The organism is Cupriavidus taiwanensis, assembly GCF_900249755.1.
In the GTDB taxonomy this organism is placed as follows: Bacteria; Pseudomonadota; Gammaproteobacteria; order Burkholderiales; family Burkholderiaceae; genus Cupriavidus; species Cupriavidus taiwanensis_D.
Window position 1 is genome coordinate 2306849 of sequence record NZ_LT976853.1, and the last position, 14632, is coordinate 2321480.

The window sequence follows — 14632 nt, forward strand, 5'->3', positions numbered from 1 at the left end:
TGCTACCGGATTCGGCGCCGGCCGTACCGACAGGTGTACGGCAGCGCGCATTGGGTCCTGTCAGCCAGGCTGGAAACCGTAGACGTCGCCGTCGCGCGTCTGGATCACCAGGGTCTGCCCCGCCACCACGGGCGCGGCGGTGATGGCGCTGCCATCGGTCTTCATGCGTGCCACCACCTGGCCGTCTTCGCGCGACAGGAAGTGGACATAGCCTTCGAAGTCGCCCATCACCACCGAGCGGCCCAGCGCCAGCGGCGCGCCCAGGCGGCGGTTGCGCAGGTCAGCGTTCTTCCAGCGCTCGCTGCCGTTCTGGCGGTCGAAGGCATGCACCACCGATTGTTCATCGCTGGCGTAAAGCGCATTGTCATCCTGCGCGGGGCCGGCCGGCGACGAGAAATCCTTGCCCCACTGCGGCTGGCCGCTGGCCAGTTCCAGGCAGGCGACCCGGCCCTGGAAGGTGGTGGCGCAGACCTGGCGGCCGCTGACCATGGGCAGGCCGGTGACGTCGTTCAGGCGCTCGATTTCTGACACGCCCTTCGGGTACGAAACCGCGCTTTCCCAGCGCAGCACGCCGTTGCCCGGCGTCAGCACGCCGAGCTTGCCGCCGGGGAAGCCCATCACGATGCCGTCGCCGGCGAACACCATGCCCATCGCCGCGCGCAGGTTCAGCGGGGTCTGCGAGCGCTGGTAGATCCAGCGGCGCTCGCCGGTCTCGGCATCCAGGCCGAACACCCGGGTATCGGTGGTGCGCACCACCACCAGGCCGTTGCCGACCAGCGGCGCCGACAGGACCTCGCCGTTGACCTGCTTCTTCCAGATCTGCTTGCCGCTGGCGTCGAAGGCATAGACCGCGCCCTTCTCGCCCGCGACTGCGGTCACCGAGCCGTCGCTGCCCGGCCCGGAGGTCAGGTCGACGTCGGTCTTGGCCTTCCACAGCACGCGGCCGGTGGCGCCATCGAGCGCCATCACGTTGCCGTTGTTGGACGACACATAGACATTGTTGCCCGCCGCGGCCGGCTGCATCGAATAGGGGCCGCTCTTGCCGACATCGGCCTGCCAGGCCTGGCGCACCGCCAGCGTGCCCGAGACCGGCTTGAGCTGGGCGGGCGGGTGCTTGTTTTCCTTGCTGAACAGCGCGCAGCCGCCCAGCGTGGCCAGGCAGGCAGCCGCCACCAGCGCACGGGAAATGGTGCGGGCAGGCTGGCGATGTACGGCACGGGAAAGCACTGACGTCATAACTTTACGGTCCTGTTGTTCGATCCGCGGGATCAACGGTATGGCAAGGGTTCAGGCGCGGCCGGATCAGGCCGTGCCCAGCGCATCGAGCTTGAACTGGATGATCTGGCGCATCGCCGGCTCGGCCTGGCCCAGCTTGTCCAGCGCCTTGCGGTAGGCCGTGCGGGCATCGTCGCGCTTGTCCTGCGCGGCGAGCAGGTCGCCGCGGCGGTCTGCGTACAGCGCCACGAACGCGGCCGGCGGCTCGTCCTTGAGCAGCGCCAGGCCCTGGTCATAGGCCTTCTCGTCGAGCAGCACGCCGGCCAGGCGCACGCGCGCCAGGTGGGAATACGCTTCGTCGCCGTGGTCGATGGCCCATTGCAGCTGGCTCTTGGCGGCGGTCAGGTCGCCGGCATCGTACAGCACGCGGCTGGCGACCAGGGCGCTCATCTGGCCGTAGGCGGTGCGGCCGAACTTGCCTTCGAGGTCGGTCGCGGCGCGCTTGATGCGCTCGACGTCGCGCGCCTCGGCGGCCTTGAGCACCTGCTCGTACAGCACCGCGGCTTCGCCGGCCTGCTTGCGCTCCCAGTACTTCCAGCCGTTCCAGCCGGCAAAGGCCAGCAGCGCGATGATCAGCGCCCAGGTCAGCGCGTTGCCATACTGGCGCCACCAGGCCTTCAGATTCTCAAGCTGTTCCTGTTCTTCTAGATCGTAAGCCATGTCGAGGCAATTACCTGCGTTGGTTGGATACTCGTGGTGTCAGGCTGCGGCGCGCTTATTCGCTGGCGCCGACCATGGCGTCGATCAGGTAATCGACCAGGCCTTCGGCCGGGACGCTGGCCTGTTGCCCACCGCCTTCGGCCTGTTCGCGCTGGCGAAGTTCCTTGACCTGGACCACGCCGGCGGCGACTTCGTCGTCGCCAATGATAACGGCATAGGCCGCGCCGCTCGCGTCGGCGCGCTTCATCTGCGACTTGAAGCTGCCGCCCTTGCCGTCGGCGCTGGCGTGCAGCACCACGTCCAGGCCGGCATCGCGCAGGCGCTCGGCGGCGATCATCGCCTGCTGTGCAGCGGCTTCGCCCTGGTGCACCAGGTAAACGTCGCAACCGACCGCCTCGGGCACCACGCCCTCTTCGCGGATCAGCTCGATGATGCGCTCGATGCCCATGGCCCAGCCGCAGGCCGGAGCGGGCTTGCCCCCCATCTGCGCGATCAGCGGATCATAGCGCCCGCCGCCGGCGATGGTGCCCTGCGCGCCCAGCTTGTCGGTGATCCACTCGAACACCGTCAGGTTGTAGTAGTCCAGCCCGCGCACCAGGCGCGGGTTGATCTTGAACGGGATGTTGTTCGCCTTCAGCAGGCGCTGCACGCCCTCGAAGTGCGCCAGCGATGCTTCGCCGAGGAAGTCGATCAGCTTGGGCGCGTTGGCCGCCATTTCCTGCAGCGCCGGGTTCTTGGTGTCGAGCACGCGCAGCGGGTTGGTGTACAGGCGGCGCTTGCTGTCGTCGTCCAGGATGTCCTGGAAGCCTTCCAGGTACTTGATCAGCTGTTCGCGGTGCGCCGCGCGCTCGTCGGCCTGCCCCAGCGAATTGAGTTCCAGGCGCACGCCGGTCAGCCCCAGGTCGTCCCACAGGCGCTGGCACATCAGGATGATCTCGGCATCGACGTCCGGGCCGGCGAAGCCCAGCGCCTCGGCGCCGAGCTGGTGGAACTGGCGATAGCGGCCGCGCTGCGGGCGCTCGTGGCGGAACATCGGGCCGGTGTACCACAGGCGCTTGGGGCCGTCGTACAGCAGGTTGTGCTCGATGGTGGCGCGCACGGCCGCGGCGGTGCCCTCGGGGCGCAGCGTCAGCTGCTCGCCGTTGAGCGAATCGGTGAAGGAGTACATCTCCTTTTCAACGATGTCGGTGACCTCGCCGATGCCGCGCACGAACAGCTGGGTGTGCTCGACGATGGGCGTGCGGATCTGCTGGTAGCCGTAGGCGCGCAGCATCGCGCGCGCGGCATTCTCGAAATGCTCCCACAGCGGCGCGTCGGCCGGCAGCATGTCGTTCATGCCCTTCACGCCCTGCAGGGCCTTGGCGGGGCGTAGCTTCGGTTCGGTATTGGCGGCGCCGGCGGCGGCCATGTTGTCGGTTTGCGTCATTCTGTTCTAGTCAGGCTGCTGGCCCCGGCCGGTCCGGCTCAGGCTGCCACTTCTTTGCCGGCCCGCGCAGCGCCCGGGCCGTAGTGCGTGCGAACGTATTCGTCTACGATCGCCTGGAATTCTTCTGCAATGCGCTCGCCGCGCAGCGTCTTCACCTTGACGCCGTCGACGAACACCGGCGCGGCCGGCGATTCGCCCGAGCCCGGCAGCGAGATGCCGATATTGGCATGCTTGCTCTCACCGGGGCCGTTGACGATGCAGCCCATCACGGCCACGTCCATTTCCTCGACGCCGGGGTAGGCGGTCTTCCATTGCGGCATCTGCTCGCGCAGGTAGGCCTGGATGCTGGCCGCCAGCTCCTGGAACACCGTGCTGGTGGTGCGTCCGCAGCCCGGGCAGGCGATCACCATCGGGGTGAAATTGCGCAGCCCCATGGTCTGCAGGATTTCCTGCCCGACATACACCTCTTTCTCGCGCGGCGCGCCGGGTTCCGGCGTCAGCGAGATGCGGATGGTGTCGCCGATGCCTTCCTGCAGCAGCACCGACAGCGCCGCGGTGGAAGCGACGATGCCCTTGCTGCCCATGCCGGCCTCGGTCAGGCCCAGGTGCAGCGCGTAGTCGCAGCGGCGCGCCAGCTCGCGGTACACCGCGACCAGCTCCTGCACCTGCGACACCTTGCACGACAGGATGATCTGGTCGCCAGGCAGGCCGATTTCCTCGGCCTTCCTGGCCGAATCGATGGCCGAGGTGATCAGCGCCTCGATCATCACGCTCTGCGCCGGCCACGGCTCGGCGCGGCCAGCGTTTTCGTCCATGATGCGCGCCAGCAAGTCCTGATCCAGGCTGCCCCAGTTCACGCCGATGCGCACCGGCTTGTTGTAGCGGCACGCCATCTCGATCATCTGCGCGAACTGCGTATCGCGCTTGGCGCCCTGGCCGACGTTGCCCGGGTTGATGCGGTACTTGGACAGCGCCTCGGCGCAGGCCGGATAGTCCTGCAGCAGCTTGTGGCCGTTGTAGTGGAAGTCGCCCACCAGCGGCACGTCGACGCCCATGCGGTCGAGCTGCTCGCGGATCGACGGCACCGCCGCCGCGGCCTCGGGCGTGTTCACCGTGATGCGCACGATCTCGGACCCCGCGCGCGCCAGCTCCTTGACCTGGATCGCGGTGCCGATGGCATCGACCGTGTCGGTGTTGGTCATCGACTGCACCCGCACCGGCGCACCGCCACCGATGGTGACCACGTTGCCGCCCCACGTGACCCGCGCCTGGCGGGTCTGGCGGCGCGGCAGCGGACCCGGCAGGACCGGGAGACAGAGCTGTTGGTTCATAGCGTTACCACCTTGCAAAGACGCACCTTGCCGCACCTCGCAGCCGCGTCAGGGCAGCGTCAGGCGCGCCACGTTGTTGCGGTTGGCTGCCTTCAGGTCGACCGGCGTGCCGTTGCGCGTGAGCGATTCGACGCCCTTGACGTTGCCGATCACCACCCGGTACGGAGGCGTGCCGCCGCCAGCCATGGTCTGGCCGGCCCTGGCGGTGCCACCCAGAACGATCTTGCCGCTATTGTCGCGGATTTCAAACCAGGTATCGGCCGCAAAGCGGATCTGCAGTTCGCCGTCTGCGCTCGCCGCTGCCGCTGACGTGGGGACCGTTGCCGAGGCCGGCGCCGCAATGGCCGCCGGCGCTGCCGGCGCCACCACGGCGCTGGCCGGCACGGTTTCCGCCGACGGTGCCGGCGAGTCGCTGGCGGCCATCACCGGCGGCAGCGTCGCGGTCACGATGCCGGCTTCCGTGCTGGCGTGATCCGCGGCCGGTGCTTCGGCCGCCACCGTTTCAGCCGTGCTGCTGCGCGCGTCGATCCACGCGCGGATATGGTCGAGCCCGAACCAGATGCCCGCGGCCACCACCACCGCCACCAGCGCCAGCCAGATCCAGCGGCCGCCATTGCCGCCGGAGCGGAAGCGGTTGCGGTCGTCGAAGGCCGCGTTGATGCCGCCCTCGCGCTGGCGGGCGATTTCCGCCACCTGCGCCACCGCGCGCGGCTGGAAGCGCGCCAGCAGCGGGTCGATATCGACATGGAGCATGCGGGCATAGGCGCGCATCACCCCCTTGGCGAAGGTCACGTCGGGCAGCGCCTGCAGGTCGGCCGCCTCGATCGCGCGCAGCTTGCTGGCCGCCACCTTCAGCCGTGCGCTGACGTCCTCGACGGACAGCCGCTGCGCCTCGCGCTCGCGCGCCAGCGCCGCGCCGATCTCGCGCGCCGCGGCTTCACGTTCCCCTTCATGCGCGCCCCCGCCGACTGCTTGCGTCGGTACGGCCTGGCCTGCGGCGCGGTCGTGCTCACTCATCCCATGCTCCTTGTTCGTAGGCGCCCACCTCGCGCGAGTCCGGGAAGCGGCTGCGCAGTTGCGCTCCCAGCGCATCCTGCGTGCGGCCGTCGCCCTGACGGTGGGCAATGCGCGCTCCCAGCCAGAGGGATTGCGCCGTGACAAACTGGCTGTTGTTGACGCGCTGGACATACTGCCGCGCCTGTGTGTAATCGCCGCGCCGGTAGAACACCAGCGCGAGGTTGGTGTTCGCCACCGGGTTGTTGCGGTCGTAGCCGAGCGCGGCCTTCAGGTTCTTCTCTGCCTCGGCGCTGTGGCCCTGGCGCAGTTCGCACGCGCCCAGGCTGATCAGCGGCTTGGCGGGGCCGCCGGCCGACGGCGCCGACACGGCGCGCTGCAGCATGGGCACGGCCTCGCCGTAGCGCCCCTGCTGGCACAGGAGCCAGCCGTAGTTGTTGAGCAGGTCGCCGTCATTGGCGCGCATCGACGCCGCGGTGCGGAAGCTGTCCTCGGCCAGCGCCGCTTCGTTCATGCTCATGTAGATCAGCGCCCGCACATGGAAGGCATCGGCCAGCGACGGATCGATGGCGATGGCCTGCTTGATCTCGTCGAGGGCGACCGCGTTCTGGCCGGCCTCGAGGTAATTGGTGGCCAGCTGCAGCCGGATGCCGGCCCGGCGCCTGGCCTCGGTCTGGTCGGAAGCGGTCTGGAGATCCTGCGCCGGCGCATGCGGCAGCTGGCACCCGGACAACATCAGCAGCCCCAGCAGGGCCGCAGCGATCAGACGGATCATGCAGGCCGCGCCTCCCGCGGCTGGCCGCCGGCAGTGACGGGAACCAGCGGCGTGATCTTGCCGAACTTGCCGCGTTCGGCCAGGCGCGTGCGGTCCTTCACTTCCCCGGCCAGCTGGCCGCAGGCGGCGTCGATGTCGTCGCCGCGGGTCTTGCGGATGGTGGTGACGATGCCCGCGTCCATCAGCACCTGCGCGAAACGGCGGATCTGCTCGTTGTTGGAACGCTTCAGCCCCGATTCGGGGAAGGGGTTGAACGGGATCAGGTTGAACTTGCACGGCACGTCGGCGACAAGCTTCAGCAGTTCCCGCGCATGCTCGACGCCGTCGTTGACGCCGTCCAGCATGCAGTATTCGAAAGTAATGAAATCGCGCGGCGCGAACTCCAGGTAGCGGCGGCATGCCGCCATCAGTTCGGCCAGCGGGTACTTCTTGTTCAGCGGCACCAGCACGTCGCGCAGCGCGTCGTTGGAGGCGTGCAGCGACACGGCCAGCGCGACCGGCAGGTCCTTCGACAGCCGGTCCATCATCGGCACCACGCCCGAGGTGGACAGCGTCACGCGGCGGCGCGACAGGCCGTAGGCGTTGTCGTCCAGCATCAGCCGCATGGCCGGGACCACGGCGTCGTAGTTCAGCAGCGGCTCGCCCATGCCCATCATCACCACGTTGGAGATGACGCGGTCATCCTTGGGGCCGCGGCCCAGTTGCTCGCGCATGGCGAACTCCGCCATCCACAGCTGGCCGATGATCTCGCCGGTGCTGAGGTTGCGCGAAAAGCCCTGCTTGCCGGTGGAACAGAACCGGCAGTTGACGGCGCATCCGGCCTGCGAGGAAACGCACAGCGTGCCGCGCGTTTCCTCGGGGATGTACACCGTTTCCACCGCGTTGCCCGCGCCCACGTCGAGCAGCCACTTGCGCGTGCCGTCGGCCGACAGGTTGTCGGTGATCACGGCGGGCGCGCGGATCTCGGCGCGGGTCGCGAGCTTTTCGCGCAGCGACTTGGCGAGATCCGACATGGCGTCGAAGCGGCTGGCACCGTAGTGGTGGATCCAGCGTTGCAGCTGCCGCGCACGGAACGGCTTCTCGCCGAGCTCGCCGCAATAAGCGGTGAGCGCGTCCGCGTCGAGGTCGAGCAGGTTGACGAGGTCGTTCATGGCGGCAAACTCGGCTTGGTGTCAGTCAGCAGCCGATCAGCGGCTGTAGACGTTCATGCCCGGGAAGAAGAACGCCACTTCCACGGCAGCCGTTTCAGCGGCGTCCGAGCCGTGCACGGCGTTGGCGTCGATGCTGTCGGCGAAGTCGGCGCGGATGGTGCCCTTCTCAGCCTTCTTCGGGTCGGTGGCGCCCATCAGGTCGCGGTTCTTGGCAATGGCGTTCTCGCCTTCCAGCGCCTGGATCATGACCGGGCCCGAAACCATGAAGTCGACCAGGTCCTTGAAGAACGGACGCTCCTTGTGGACGGCGTAGAACTGCTCGGCTTCGCCGCGCGACAGGTGCACCATCTTGGCAGCAACGATCTTCAGGCCGGCGGCCTCGAAACGGGCGTAGATCTGGCCAATCACGTTCTTGGCCACGGCATCCGGCTTGATAATCGACAGGGTGCGTTCGATCGCCATGAAAAACTCCGAAAAATGAAGGGGTTACAAATGGATTAAACGTGCAATTCTAGCACGAAGACTATGACGCTTTCGAGGGTCTTGCAGTGCTCCGGACGTGCCCGCGCGCCCCTCGCGCACCTGTTACCCACAAGTTGCAAAAGCCGCACATTACAACCTTGTCATCCCCGGAACGCAGCGCCCCCGCTAACATCCAATGTGAGCGGCGGCTGGCGAACGCGAGCCAGTGCCGGGTGGCGGCTAAATTACCGCGCCCTTGCAATCCGGGCTGCCCGATGCCACATTGACGATGGTTCCGTCCGGCGTCCATACGAAACTTCGCATCCGAAGCCTCGCAACGCCGGCGCCTCACCATTTTGAGACAGGAGTCACCATGGATAACAAGCTGAATACCTACGGTTTCGGCAACAGTGCGTCGACCGTCACTGACGTCGTCGTTCGCAACCGGGTCTTGCGCAACACTTACTGGCTGCTGGCCCTATCGATGATCCCCACCGTGCTCGGCGCGTGGATCGGCGTGGCCACCGGCTTCAGCTTCATGGCGGGCAGCCCCGGCCTGTCGCTGATCCTGTTCCTGGCGATCGCGTTCGGCTTCTTCTTCGCCATCGAGAAGACCAAGAACAGCAGCATGGGCGTGGTCCTGCTGCTGGCCTTTACCTTCTTCATGGGCCTGATGCTGTCGCGGCTGATCAGCGTGACCTTGTCGTTCTCGAACGGCCCGGCGCTGATCATGTATGCCTTTGGCGGCACCGCGGCCGTGTTCGGCGCGATGGCGTCGATCGCCACCGTCAGCAAGCGTGATTTCTCCGGCCTGGGCAAGTTCCTGTTCGTCGGCGTGATCCTGCTGATCCTGGCCAGCGTGGCCAACATCTGGCTGCAGCTGCCGGCGCTGATGATCACGGTGTCGGTGATCGCGATCGGTATTTTCTCGGCCTACATCCTGTTCGACGTGCAGCGCGTGGTGAACGGCGGCGAGACCAACTACATCACCGCCACGCTGGCGATCTACCTCGACGTGTACAACGTCTTCGCCAACCTGCTGGCGCTGCTTGGCATCTTCGGCGGCAACCGCGAATGACGGCAAACGCCGCGGCATGAGAAAAGCCGGCCAGTTGGCCGGCTTTTTCTTTGGAGGCGCGCCGCGGCGCGCCGCGGGCGGTCGCGCTCAGTTTCGGCTCAGTTTCGATCGAATACCGCGATCGACTCCACGTGCGACGTGTGCGGGAACATGTTGACCACGCCGGCGCCGCTCAGGCGGTAGCCCGCCTCATGCACCAGCAGGCCGGCATCGCGCGCCAGCGTGGCGGGGCTGCACGACACATAGACGATGCGCCGCGGCAGCACGTCGCTGCCCTGCTGCGCCAGCTCGCCCAGCGCCTTGCATACGGCCAGCGCGCCTTCGCGCGGCGGATCGACCAGCCAGCGGTCGAAGCGGCCCAGTGCGGCGATGTCTTCGGCGCTGACTTCGAACAGGTTGCGGCACGCGAATTCCGTCTTGTCCGCCAGCCCGTTGTATTGCGCGTTGGCCAGCGCGCGCGTGGTCAGCGCCTCGCTGCCTTCGATGCCCATCACCGACTTGCCCTGCGTCGCCAGCGGCAGCGTGAAGTTGCCGATGCCGCAGAACAGGTCGAGCAGGCGATCCTGCGGCTGGGCGTCGAGCAGCCGCAGCGCGCGGCCGATCAGCACGCGGTTGATCTGGTGGTTCACCTGGGTGAAGTCGGTCGGCTTGAACGGCATGCGGATGCCGAACTCGGGCAGCGTGTAGGCCAGCTCGGCATCGGCCGGGTAGAACGGATAGACCGTGTCCGGACCCTTCGGCTGCAGCCAGAACTGCACCTTGTGCGTGTCGGCAAAGGCGCGCAGCAGGTCCTTGTCGGCATCGGTCAGCGGCTCCAGGATGCGCAGCACCAGCGCGGTCACTTCCTGGCCCACGGCCAGCTCGATCTGGGGCATGCGGTCCCGGATCGACAGCCCCATCACCAGCTCGCGCAGCGGCACCAGCATCGCCGACACATGCGGCGGCAGGATCTCGCAGCGCGTCATGTCGGCCACGTAGCTGCTCTTGCGCTCATGGAAGCCGACCAGCACCCCGCCCTTCTTGGCCACGTGGCGCACCGTCAGGCGCGCGCGGTAGCGGTAGCCCCAGTCCGGCCCGGCGATCGGGCGAAACACCACGTCGGGCTTCACCTTGGACAAGTGCCACAGGTTGTCTTCCAGCACGCGCTGCTTGATGGCCAGCTGCGCACGCGAGTCCAGATGCTGCATCGAACACCCGCCACAGACGCCAAAGTGCTGGCAGCCTGGCGTCACGCGCATCACGGACGCCTGCCGCACTTCGCCCAGGTGCGCCTGTTCGTAGCTGGGCTTGCGGCGATAGCTGCGGTAGCTGACAGTCTCGCCCGGCAGCGCGCCCTCGACGAAGATCACCTTGCCCGGCGTGCCGTCCTCGTTGACCAGCCGGCCGACGCCGCGCGCTTCCATATCGAGGCTGTCGATCGTCACCACGGGGTCGTCGGCGGGCGCATCGCCCTGGGCGGCACCGCGGCCACGGGAGTTTTTAGCGACGGGCGCAGCACCTTCGACGGCCGCAGCGGCCGGCACGGCCGGCGTTTCTTGTGGAGAGGACACGGCTTGGGACACCAGATAAAAGCTGACGTATTGTTTTACGAAAGCGCGATTGTATGCCAGACCGGGGCGGCGCCGCTGGCGCAGGTCCGGTCATCGACGGAGAGCAGGCATGGAACTGATTTCATGGAACATCCAGTGGGGCCGCGGCGCCGACGGGCGCGTCGACCTGGCGCGACAGGTAGAAGCCATGCGCGCGATGGCGGATGCGGACGTGCTGTGCCTGCAGGAAGTGACGCGCGGCTTTGGCGAACTGCGCGGCGAGCCCGGCGCCGACCAGGTGTCGGAACTGACCGCGCTGCTGCCGGGCTATCACCTGCTCTATGCGCCGGCCGTCGACCGGCGCGGCCACAACGGCGCACTGAAGCAGTTCGGCAACCTGATCGCCACCCGGCTGCCCGTGCGCGAGGTGTTCCGCCATACGCTGCCCTGGCCGGCGGATCCCGAAGTGGCATCGATGCCAAGGGTGGCGCTGGAAGCCACCGTGGAAGCCGCCAGCGCGCGGCTGCGCGTGATCTGTACCCACCTGGAATACTATTCGGCGACCCAGCGCACGGCCCAGGCCGAAGCCCTGCGCGCATGGCATGCCGAGGCCTGCGGCCACGCGCTTCGGCCAGGCCGCAGCGAGAAGTGGCCAGGCCCGTTCACGCCGCAGCCGCGCCCCGCCGAGGCCATCCTGTGCGGCGACTTCAACAGCAAACCGGATGACGTCGCCTATCGGCGCATGCTGGAGCCGTTCGACGACGGCACGCCGGCCTGGCGCGACGCCTGGCTGCACGCGCATCCCGGCCAGCCGCATGCGCCCACCTGCGCGCTGCACGACAAGGAACAATGGCCCGAGCCGCCGTTCGCCTGTGACTTCATGTTGGTGAGCGAGCCGCTCGCCGGGCGCATCCGGCGCTGCGAGGTCAACGGCGATACCGATGCCTCGGACCACCAGCCGATCCTGCTGTCGCTGGACCTCTAGCCCGCAAGGCGCGGCGTCTTCCGTCAGTCTTCGAGGTCTTCGGCTTCGGGCGTCAGGCGCTGCAGCCGGAACGCCTGCAGGTATTCCATCCACTGCTCGCCCGGCAACTCCGCCAGCGATTCCTGGACGAATTCCATCTCGACGTCGAATTCGCGCGGCGACATCCCGCCGCGCATCAGCTGGAAGCGGCAGTACATCAGGTAGGTGTTGACGACGTCGGTCTCGCAATAGGCGCGGATCTCGTCGAGCTGCCCGGCCTGGAACGCCTGCCACACCTTGCTGCCGTCCATCCCCATCTTGCCGGGAAAGCCGCACAGCTTGGCCAGGTCATCGAGCGGTGCGCTCGCGCGCGGCTGGTACATCGCCAGCAGGTCCATCAGGTCCAGGTGCCGCATGTGGTAGCGGCTGATGTAGTTGTTCCACTTGAAGTCGCGGCTGTCGTCGTCGCGGCCCTCGCCCATCTCCCAGTAGCGCGGCGCGGTAATGCCGTTGACCAGGCCGCGGTAGTGCAGCACCGGCAGGTCGAAGCCACCGCCGTTCCACGACACCAGTTGCGGGCTGTAGCGCGCGATCAGTTCGTAGAACTTCTGGATCAGCGTGGCCTCGCTGTCTTCGGTGGTGCCGAGCGAGCCGACATGGAACACGGCCGAGCCGTCGCGATGCGTGCGCCGCAGCACGCAGGAAATCGCGGCGACACGCTGCAGGTAGTGCGGGAGGAAATCGCTGCCGGTCTTTTCCCGGCGGGCAGAGAACGCATGCTCGGCGACTTCGGCGTCGCTCATCGCATCGGGGTGGTCATGCAAACGGCGCAGGCCGGCGACATCGGGAATGGTCTCGATGTCGAATACCAGCACAGGGGTCATAGAACGGCGTCCTTCCTGACACCTTGCGAAGCGAAATGCCGCTTGAGCTTGACCAGCGCCTCCTGCTGGATCTGGCGCACGCGCTCGCGCGTCAGGCCCATTTCCTCGGCGAGCTCTTCCAGCGTGGCGGGCTCGATGTGGTTGAGGCCGAAGCGGCGCTCCACCACGTAGCGATGCTTTTCCGACAGGCGCGCCAGCCAGAGCTTCATCAGCCCTTCCAGCTCGCGGTGCGCCACCTCCTGGTCGGGGGCGGCGTTGTGCTCGTCGGAGAGGAAATCCAGGAGGCTCGAGCCGGGATCGAGATCGAACGGCGTATCGAGCGAGGTGGTATGTTCGTTGAGTGCCAGGACGTCCTGCACTTCGTCCGGCGTCTTGCCCAGCAGGTGGGCGATGTCTTCCAGGCTGGCGTCGCGCCCGTCGGTGCCGCCCTTCTCCAGATGGCGCTTGGCGCGCAGCACCTGGTTCAGTTCGCGGATCACGTGGACCGGCAGGCGGACCGTGCGCGCCTGGTTCATGATGGCGCGCTCGATGCTCTGGCGGATCCACCACGTTGCGTAGGTCGAGAAGCGAAAGCCGCGCGACGGATCGAATTTCTCGATCGCGTGCATCAGGCCGAGGTTGCCTTCCTCGATCAGGTCGAGCAGCGGCACGCCGCGATTGAGATAGCCCTTGGCGATGCTGACCACCAGCCGCAGGTTGCGCTCGATCATGACCTGGCGCGCGGCAAAGTCGCCGTCCTTGGCCAGCGTGGAGAAATGCAGTTCTTCCGGCGCGGACAACAGCGGCTTGATGCTGATGCGGTTCAGGTAATGCTGGACCGTGTCGGCGGCCAGCTCGGTATGCAGCACCGTGCGGAAATCGTCATGCTCGGCGGCGGCGGTTTCGGTGCCGTTTTCCGCGCTGTCTTCTTCCTCGTCCTCCGCCTCGTCCTCGTCGTCGTCGCGCAGATGGCGCTCGTTGCGCTCATTGTCGTCGCCGAGCAGGTCGGCCTCGCGCAGGCCCACCGTAGTGGACGTGGCGATGGGCTCGTCGGTCACGGGAATCATCTCGGCGGCGAGATCGGGCTCGAAGCCCTCGGCATCGGCGCGTTCGTCGGGATGCGCCACACCAGCCTTCACTTCCGGCTGCTTGGGACGGCGAGCCCTGCTGACGGTTCCGGAGGAGACAGTTTTCTGGCGTGGCATGAACCCTCACTGTGGCGGCAGGTACCGCATCGGATCAACCGGTTTGCCGTTCTTGCGAACTTCGAAGTGAAGCTTTACCCGGTCGGTATCACTGTTGCCCATCTCCGCAATCTTCTGGCCCTTTCGGACGGTGGATTGCTCAGCCACGAGCACCTTCTCGTTGTGCCCGTAAGCCGTAAGAAATGTCTCGTTGTGTTTGATGATGACAAGATTCCCGTAGCCGCGCAAGGGGCCCACGTGAATCACCCGGCCGTCGTCCGCGGCCAGCACCGAATCGCCCTTCTTGCCCGCAATATCGATGCCTTTATTACCCTTGTCGTCGAATTTACCGACCATCTGGCCGGTCGCCGGCCACGCCAGCTTCATCGAGCCATCGGCTGCCGGCGCCGATGCCGGCGATGATCCCGGCGCGGTCGCGGCGGGCGCTGCCGCCGGCGCCGAAGCCGCTGCGGCAGGCGTGGCCGCAGGCGGCACCGGCGTGCCGTTCGGACGGGCCTGGTCGATCGGCTGGGCCTGCACCGTACCGGGCGCCACCGGCATGGTCGCCACGCCCGGCGCAGTGTTGACGTCGGCACCCGGCGGCACGATGCGCAGCAGCTGGCCGACTTCGATCTGGTTCACGTTGGTCAGGTTGTTCCACGCCGCCACATCGCGATACGACTGGCCGTTCTCCAGCGCGATACGGTAAAGGGTATCGCCTCGCTTGACCCGATAGTATCCGGGCGGCGCCGGTTCCAGCGTCGCCGCCGTGGTACCGGAAGTGGAGGTACGGTCGATGACCGGCGCCGGCATCGGCGAATTGGCGCAGGCGGCCAGCAGGGCCGCGAGCGACGTCGCCGCAAGAAGTTGTCCGGCGCGTGCGAAATTTTGCGATTTCACGGTGTTGTGCATAGTTCGAC

At 67.2% G+C, this 14632-nt stretch carries 14 protein-coding genes; 2 read left to right on the top strand and 12 right to left on the bottom strand.

The features are described 5' to 3' along the window. Positions 1 to 60 precede the first annotated feature (60 nt). The 8 genes from bamB to ndk all read right to left on the bottom strand — a co-directional run bounded on the left by bamB (position 61) and on the right by ndk (position 8094). Positions 61 to 1236, bottom strand: coding sequence for an outer membrane protein assembly factor BamB (gene bamB / locus CBM2594_RS10520; protein ID WP_116356780.1), 1176 nt, complete (start codon positions 1234 to 1236; stop codon positions 61 to 63). A 66-nt stretch (positions 1237 to 1302) separates the two neighbouring features. Next, positions 1303 to 1935: a YfgM family protein gene (locus CBM2594_RS10525; RefSeq protein ID WP_116356781.1), complete on the bottom strand. Its 633-nt coding sequence runs from the start codon at positions 1933 to 1935 to the stop codon at positions 1303 to 1305. A gap of 55 nt (positions 1936 to 1990) precedes the next feature. Beyond that, positions 1991 to 3361, bottom strand: coding sequence for a histidine--tRNA ligase (hisS, locus tag CBM2594_RS10530; RefSeq protein ID WP_116356782.1), 1371 nt, complete (start codon positions 3359 to 3361; stop codon positions 1991 to 1993). A 38-nt stretch (positions 3362 to 3399) separates the two neighbouring features. Next, positions 3400 to 4692 (bottom strand): flavodoxin-dependent (E)-4-hydroxy-3-methylbut-2-enyl-diphosphate synthase, encoded by a 1293-nt coding sequence (gene ispG, locus CBM2594_RS10535; RefSeq protein ID WP_116356783.1) that lies wholly within the window; start codon positions 4690 to 4692, stop codon positions 3400 to 3402. A 48-nt stretch (positions 4693 to 4740) separates the two neighbouring features. Beyond that, positions 4741 to 5709 (bottom strand): RodZ domain-containing protein, encoded by a 969-nt coding sequence (locus CBM2594_RS10540; protein WP_116356784.1) that lies wholly within the window; start codon positions 5707 to 5709, stop codon positions 4741 to 4743. Beyond that, on the bottom strand, positions 5702 to 6481 hold the full coding sequence (gene pilW / locus CBM2594_RS10545; protein ID WP_116356785.1) for a type IV pilus biogenesis/stability protein PilW: 780 nt from the start codon (positions 6479 to 6481) through the stop codon (positions 5702 to 5704). The genes CBM2594_RS10540 and pilW overlap by 8 nt, the downstream gene beginning before the upstream one ends. Continuing rightward, the gene (gene rlmN / locus CBM2594_RS10550; RefSeq protein ID WP_116356786.1) at positions 6478 to 7632 is read right to left on the bottom strand and encodes a 23S rRNA (adenine(2503)-C(2))-methyltransferase RlmN; all 1155 of its coding nucleotides are present in this window, start codon (positions 7630 to 7632) and stop codon (positions 6478 to 6480) included. The genes pilW and rlmN overlap by 4 nt, the downstream gene beginning before the upstream one ends. Positions 7633 to 7668: 36 nt before the next feature. After that, the gene (gene ndk / locus CBM2594_RS10555; RefSeq protein WP_012353167.1) at positions 7669 to 8094 is read right to left on the bottom strand and encodes a nucleoside-diphosphate kinase; all 426 of its coding nucleotides are present in this window, start codon (positions 8092 to 8094) and stop codon (positions 7669 to 7671) included. 373 nt (positions 8095 to 8467) lie between these two features. Here ndk and CBM2594_RS10560 point away from each other — a divergent pair, with 373 nt between their 5' ends. Then, positions 8468 to 9172, top strand: a complete 705-nt coding sequence (locus CBM2594_RS10560) for a Bax inhibitor-1/YccA family protein (protein ID WP_012353168.1) — start codon at positions 8468 to 8470, stop codon at positions 9170 to 9172. Between the two features lie 98 nt (positions 9173 to 9270). Here CBM2594_RS10560 and rlmD read toward each other — a convergent pair whose 3' ends face one another. Then, positions 9271 to 10575 carry a 23S rRNA (uracil(1939)-C(5))-methyltransferase RlmD gene (gene rlmD / locus CBM2594_RS10565; protein WP_232346636.1) on the bottom strand — a complete coding sequence of 435 codons (1305 nt, stop codon included), beginning with the start codon at positions 10573 to 10575 and terminating at the stop codon, positions 9271 to 9273. Positions 10576 to 10831: 256 nt separating this feature from the next. Here rlmD and CBM2594_RS10570 point away from each other — a divergent pair, with 256 nt between their 5' ends. Continuing rightward, positions 10832 to 11686 carry an endonuclease/exonuclease/phosphatase family protein gene (locus CBM2594_RS10570; protein WP_116356788.1) on the top strand — a complete coding sequence of 285 codons (855 nt, stop codon included), beginning with the start codon at positions 10832 to 10834 and terminating at the stop codon, positions 11684 to 11686. A 23-nt stretch (positions 11687 to 11709) separates the two neighbouring features. Here the strand turns inward: CBM2594_RS10570 and CBM2594_RS10575 are convergent, their stop codons facing one another. Genes CBM2594_RS10575 through CBM2594_RS10585 form a run of 3 tightly spaced genes read right to left on the bottom strand, consistent with a single transcriptional unit; the run spans position 11710 to position 14624 of the window. After that, positions 11710 to 12549 carry a 3'-5' exonuclease gene (locus CBM2594_RS10575; protein ID WP_116356789.1) on the bottom strand — a complete coding sequence of 280 codons (840 nt, stop codon included), beginning with the start codon at positions 12547 to 12549 and terminating at the stop codon, positions 11710 to 11712. Continuing rightward, positions 12546 to 13733 carry an RNA polymerase sigma factor RpoS gene (gene rpoS / locus CBM2594_RS10580; protein ID WP_116356790.1) on the bottom strand — a complete coding sequence of 396 codons (1188 nt, stop codon included), beginning with the start codon at positions 13731 to 13733 and terminating at the stop codon, positions 12546 to 12548. The genes CBM2594_RS10575 and rpoS overlap by 4 nt, the downstream gene beginning before the upstream one ends. A 6-nt stretch (positions 13734 to 13739) precedes the next feature. Beyond that, complete coding sequence (locus tag CBM2594_RS10585; protein WP_116356791.1) at positions 13740 to 14624, bottom strand: peptidoglycan DD-metalloendopeptidase family protein; 885 nt, start codon at positions 14622 to 14624, stop codon at positions 13740 to 13742. Between the last annotated feature and the right edge of the window lie 8 nt (positions 14625 to 14632).

Excerpts from the sequence above, each read along its gene's own strand:
- bamB (WP_116356780.1), bottom strand. The coding sequence starts at position 1,236 with ATGACGTCAGTGCTTTCCCGTGCCGTACATCGCCAGCCTGCCCGCACC.
- CBM2594_RS10525 (WP_116356781.1), bottom strand. The coding sequence starts at position 1,935 with ATGGCTTACGATCTAGAAGAACAGGAACAGCTTGAGAATCTGAAGGCC.
- hisS (WP_116356782.1), bottom strand. The coding sequence starts at position 3,361 with ATGACGCAAACCGACAACATGGCCGCCGCCGGCGCCGCCAATACCGAA.
- ispG (WP_116356783.1), bottom strand. The coding sequence starts at position 4,692 with ATGAACCAACAGCTCTGTCTCCCGGTCCTGCCGGGTCCGCTGCCGCGC.
- CBM2594_RS10540 (WP_116356784.1), bottom strand. The coding sequence starts at position 5,709 with ATGAGTGAGCACGACCGCGCCGCAGGCCAGGCCGTACCGACGCAAGCA.
- pilW (WP_116356785.1), bottom strand. The coding sequence starts at position 6,481 with ATGATCCGTCTGATCGCTGCGGCCCTGCTGGGGCTGCTGATGTTGTCC.
- rlmN (WP_116356786.1), bottom strand. The coding sequence starts at position 7,632 with ATGAACGACCTCGTCAACCTGCTCGACCTCGACGCGGACGCGCTCACC.
- ndk (WP_012353167.1), bottom strand. The coding sequence starts at position 8,094 with ATGGCGATCGAACGCACCCTGTCGATTATCAAGCCGGATGCCGTGGCC.
- CBM2594_RS10560 (WP_012353168.1), top strand. The coding sequence starts at position 8,468 with ATGGATAACAAGCTGAATACCTACGGTTTCGGCAACAGTGCGTCGACC.
- rlmD (WP_232346636.1), bottom strand. The coding sequence starts at position 10,575 with ATGGAAGCGCGCGGCGTCGGCCGGCTGGTCAACGAGGACGGCACGCCG.
- CBM2594_RS10570 (WP_116356788.1), top strand. The coding sequence starts at position 10,832 with ATGGAACTGATTTCATGGAACATCCAGTGGGGCCGCGGCGCCGACGGG.
- CBM2594_RS10575 (WP_116356789.1), bottom strand. The coding sequence starts at position 12,549 with ATGACCCCTGTGCTGGTATTCGACATCGAGACCATTCCCGATGTCGCC.
- rpoS (WP_116356790.1), bottom strand. The coding sequence starts at position 13,733 with ATGCCACGCCAGAAAACTGTCTCCTCCGGAACCGTCAGCAGGGCTCGC.
- CBM2594_RS10585 (WP_116356791.1), bottom strand. The coding sequence starts at position 14,624 with ATGCACAACACCGTGAAATCGCAAAATTTCGCACGCGCCGGACAACTT.